This is a genomic window from Flavihumibacter sp. CACIAM 22H1, assembly GCF_001601815.1.
Taxonomy (GTDB): Bacteria; Bacteroidota; Bacteroidia; order Chitinophagales; family Chitinophagaceae; genus Flavihumibacter.
The window spans coordinates 1-3181 of the sequence record NZ_LUKG01000045.1 but is presented as its reverse complement, the minus strand read 5'-3'; the positions used below and the strand labels follow the sequence as shown (position 1 = coordinate 3181).

The 3181-nt window shown below is 45.8% G+C and carries 4 protein-coding genes; 2 read left to right on the top strand and 2 right to left on the bottom strand.

Going from position 1 to position 3181, the window contains the following annotated elements:
• A partial coding sequence (locus A1D16_RS13075) for a transketolase (RefSeq protein ID WP_290710162.1) occupies nucleotides 1-806 on the bottom strand: 806 nt, incomplete at its 3' end.
• A gap of 140 nt (nucleotides 807-946) precedes the next feature.
• Between A1D16_RS13075 and A1D16_RS13070 the strand changes: the two genes are divergently transcribed.
• Both A1D16_RS13070 and frr read left to right on the top strand, forming a co-directional pair.
• Nucleotides 947-2074, top strand: coding sequence for an MraY family glycosyltransferase (locus tag A1D16_RS13070; RefSeq protein ID WP_290710160.1), 1128 nt, complete (start codon nucleotides 947-949; stop codon nucleotides 2072-2074).
• A 38-nt stretch (nucleotides 2075-2112) separates the two neighbouring features.
• Nucleotides 2113-2676, top strand: a complete 564-nt coding sequence (gene frr, locus A1D16_RS13065) for a ribosome recycling factor (protein ID WP_290710157.1) — start codon at nucleotides 2113-2115, stop codon at nucleotides 2674-2676.
• On the opposite strand, the gene A1D16_RS13060 is transcribed toward frr, so the two are convergent.
• Nucleotides 2673-3181 (bottom strand): DMT family transporter (locus A1D16_RS13060; RefSeq protein WP_290710155.1); only part of this gene is annotated, 509 nt, incomplete at its 5' end. The two genes, frr and A1D16_RS13060, sit on opposite strands and share 4 nt — an antisense overlap.

Sequence of the window (3181 nt, the reverse complement as noted above, 5' to 3'; positions counted from 1 at the left end):
GCCAAGGCCCGGGCTAATTGCTCATCATTGGGCGCTATGCCATGCCATTCGTGACTGCCTTCCATAAAGTCTACACCAGCACCCATTCCTGTTTTCATTAAAATTACCACCGGTTTACCCTGCCCGGTAAGGGTTTTGGCTTTTTCCAGCATGGCCACTACTGCCTCCACCTCATTGCCTTGTTCCAGTACCAGCACTTGCCAGCCAAAGGCTTCGAATTTTTTATCCAGTTCGCCCAGATCCATTACTTTTTTGGTAGACCCATCGATTTGCTGGCCATTCCAGTCAACCGTCGAAATCAGGTTATCCACTTTATGATGTGCTGCAAACATAGCGGCTTCCCAATTCTGGCCTTCGTCCAGTTCGCCGTCTCCATGCAGGGAAAATACCAGTTGGGTGTCTTTATTAAGTTTTTTGGCGAGTGCGGCACCAATGGCAACACTCATGCCTTGTCCTAGTGAACCGCTGGCTATCCGTATACCAGGCAGGTGTTCGTGGGTGGCGGGATGGCCCTGTAACCGGCTGTTTAACTTCCGGAAGCTGGCTAATTCCTGCTTGTCAAAATACCCTGCCCTGGCCAGCGTAGCATAATAAACCGGCGAAATATGGCCATTGGAAAGAAAAAAAAGATCTTCTCCCCGGCCATCCATGGAAAAATCCGGATTGTGTTTCATTACTTTAAAAAACAGGGCCGTAAAATAATCTGTACAACCCAGGGATCCCCCGGGATGGCCACTGGAAGCACCGTGTACCATCCGAACAATATCACGTCTGATCTGGGAAGCTATTTCCTGTAAACTGGCCATACTGAAAATTTGTGGAACAAAACTAACTTATTTGCCCTGATCTTTAGGGTAGAATAAGACTAAAGCAGGCTTTTTTTCGTTTATGATTGGAGGGCACAATTTTTTTAGGAGCTTTAGTTATTAATCGGAAACAGCAGCACATGTTTGATGTAATTCTTGCTTTAACCATCGCATTTACCATTACATTTCTGGCAATTCCCGTAATTATACGGGTAGCCGCCATGAAAAAGATCTATGATATTCCGGATGAACGCAAAATTCACCAGGCGGCTATCCCGGCTCTCGGGGGACTGGGTATTTTTGCCGGCTTTATTTTTGCTGTTTTACTGATAGCCAATTTTCAACAGGCTAAACACCTGCAATTTTACCTGGCGGCAGCGGTAGTAATTTTTTATATGGGATTAAAAGATGATATCATCATCATTTCCCCGGTTAAAAAATTTATCGGTCAGGTACTGGCGGCCTTTATTGTTATCTATTACGGCGATTTACAGATCGAAAGCATGCAGGGATTTCTGGGCGTTTATGGCTTACCGGAATCCTTCAGCCTCATATTCACCTACCTTACCGCCATTGTTGTTATGAATTCCTTTAACCTGATCGATGGGGTAGACGGACTGGCGGGTAGTTTAGGCCTTTTATCCACTACCGTTTTTGGAACTTATTTTGTATTAACCGGTCATTTACCGGAAGCTGTACTTGCTTTTTCAATGGCAGGGGCTGTATTGGCCTTCCTGATCTTTAATTTTCAACCGGCAAGAATTTTTATGGGCGATACCGGTTCTCTTTTAATAGGGCTGGTTAATGCCGTATTGGTGGTGAAATTTATTAATGTGGCCATGGTGCCCGGCAATGCATTCACCATCCATGCTTCCCCGGCGGTTGGATTCGGCATTCTGATGGTTCCTTTACTCGACACCCTGCGGGTATTTGGTATCCGCATGTTTAACCGGCGTTCGCCTTTTTCGCCCGATCGTAACCATATTCATCATCTACTGCTCGATATCGGCTTCTCGCACCGCGCCATTGCTATTAGCCTGATGGCGCTGAATGCTGGAATTATTGCCCTTGGGTTTTTATTTCATAACATGGGCAGTACCCTGCTGATGGCTGTATATTTCGGGCTTTTCTTCAGCCTGATTGGGGCTTTGTACCTGGTAAAAAAACGCCGTCCCCAGTTTTTTGTGACACCCAATAATGGAATACGCAAGCAATCCGGCGGTAAACTGGTTCCTCTTTCAGAATCTGCCCCGATCGAACAGAAATAATTCCATTTCCTTAGTTTTGCCCGAATAATTTATAAGCAATGACGGAAGAATTATCCATGATCATGGAGGACGCCAGTGATTCCATGAAAAAAGCGATTCAACACCTGGAAGTGGAATTAGTGAAAATCAGGGCAGGTAAAGCCAATCCTCAGATGCTGGACGGAATTGTAGTGGATTATTATGGTTCGCCTACCCCCATTGCCCAGGTAGCCAACGTAACAGCTGCTGATGCAAGGACAATAACCGTTCAGCCATGGGAAAAGAATATGCTCCAACCCATTGAGCGGGCTATTATCAATTCCAATATCGGCATCAATCCGCAGAATGATGGTATTATGATCCGGATGTTTCTGCCTCCGCTAACGGAAGAACGCCGGAGAGAGCTGGTAAAAAAATGTAATGGCGAAGGTGAACAATCCAAAGTAGCTGTACGGAGTATCAGAAGAGATGCCATTGAACAGATCAAAAAATTACAGAAAGATGGCCTGAGTGAAGATGCGGCAAAAGATGCCGAAAAAGACGTTCAGGAGCTGACCGATAAACATATTGCCCTGGTAGAGAAACACCTGGCGCAGAAAGAGAAGGAAATTATGGCAGTTTAAGCCTTTTTATTTCGGTTAACCAGGTATACCCCCGCCAGAATAACAATCAGGCAGCCAACCTGGGCCACTGAAATGGTTTCTCCATAAACCAGGCCCCAGCCAATTGCCACAAAGGGAATACCATAGGTTACCAGGGAGGCGAACAAGGTACCAGCCCTCTTCACCAGCATGTAAAAAATGATGGAGGCGAGGGCTGTTCCCAATACGCCAAGAACTACTGCTGCAAAGGTCGACATCCCCCAGGCGGGTAAGGTATTTCTGCTGATAAGACTAAAATAACCCGTTCTCCAAAGAATAAAAAAAGAGGGTGGTATCAGGCAGGCAAATGCAAAAGAGGCAATGCTAACAGAGCCAATACCCCGCAGGTGCCGGGCCACCATATTTACATTAATGCCGTAACATAGGGTGGCAAGAATTACCAGGAACGAATAGGATAAGTAACCGAATTCAAGATTTCCCCTGGCTATGAATAACAAACAAAGCCCTATAAAACCCAGTAGAACAC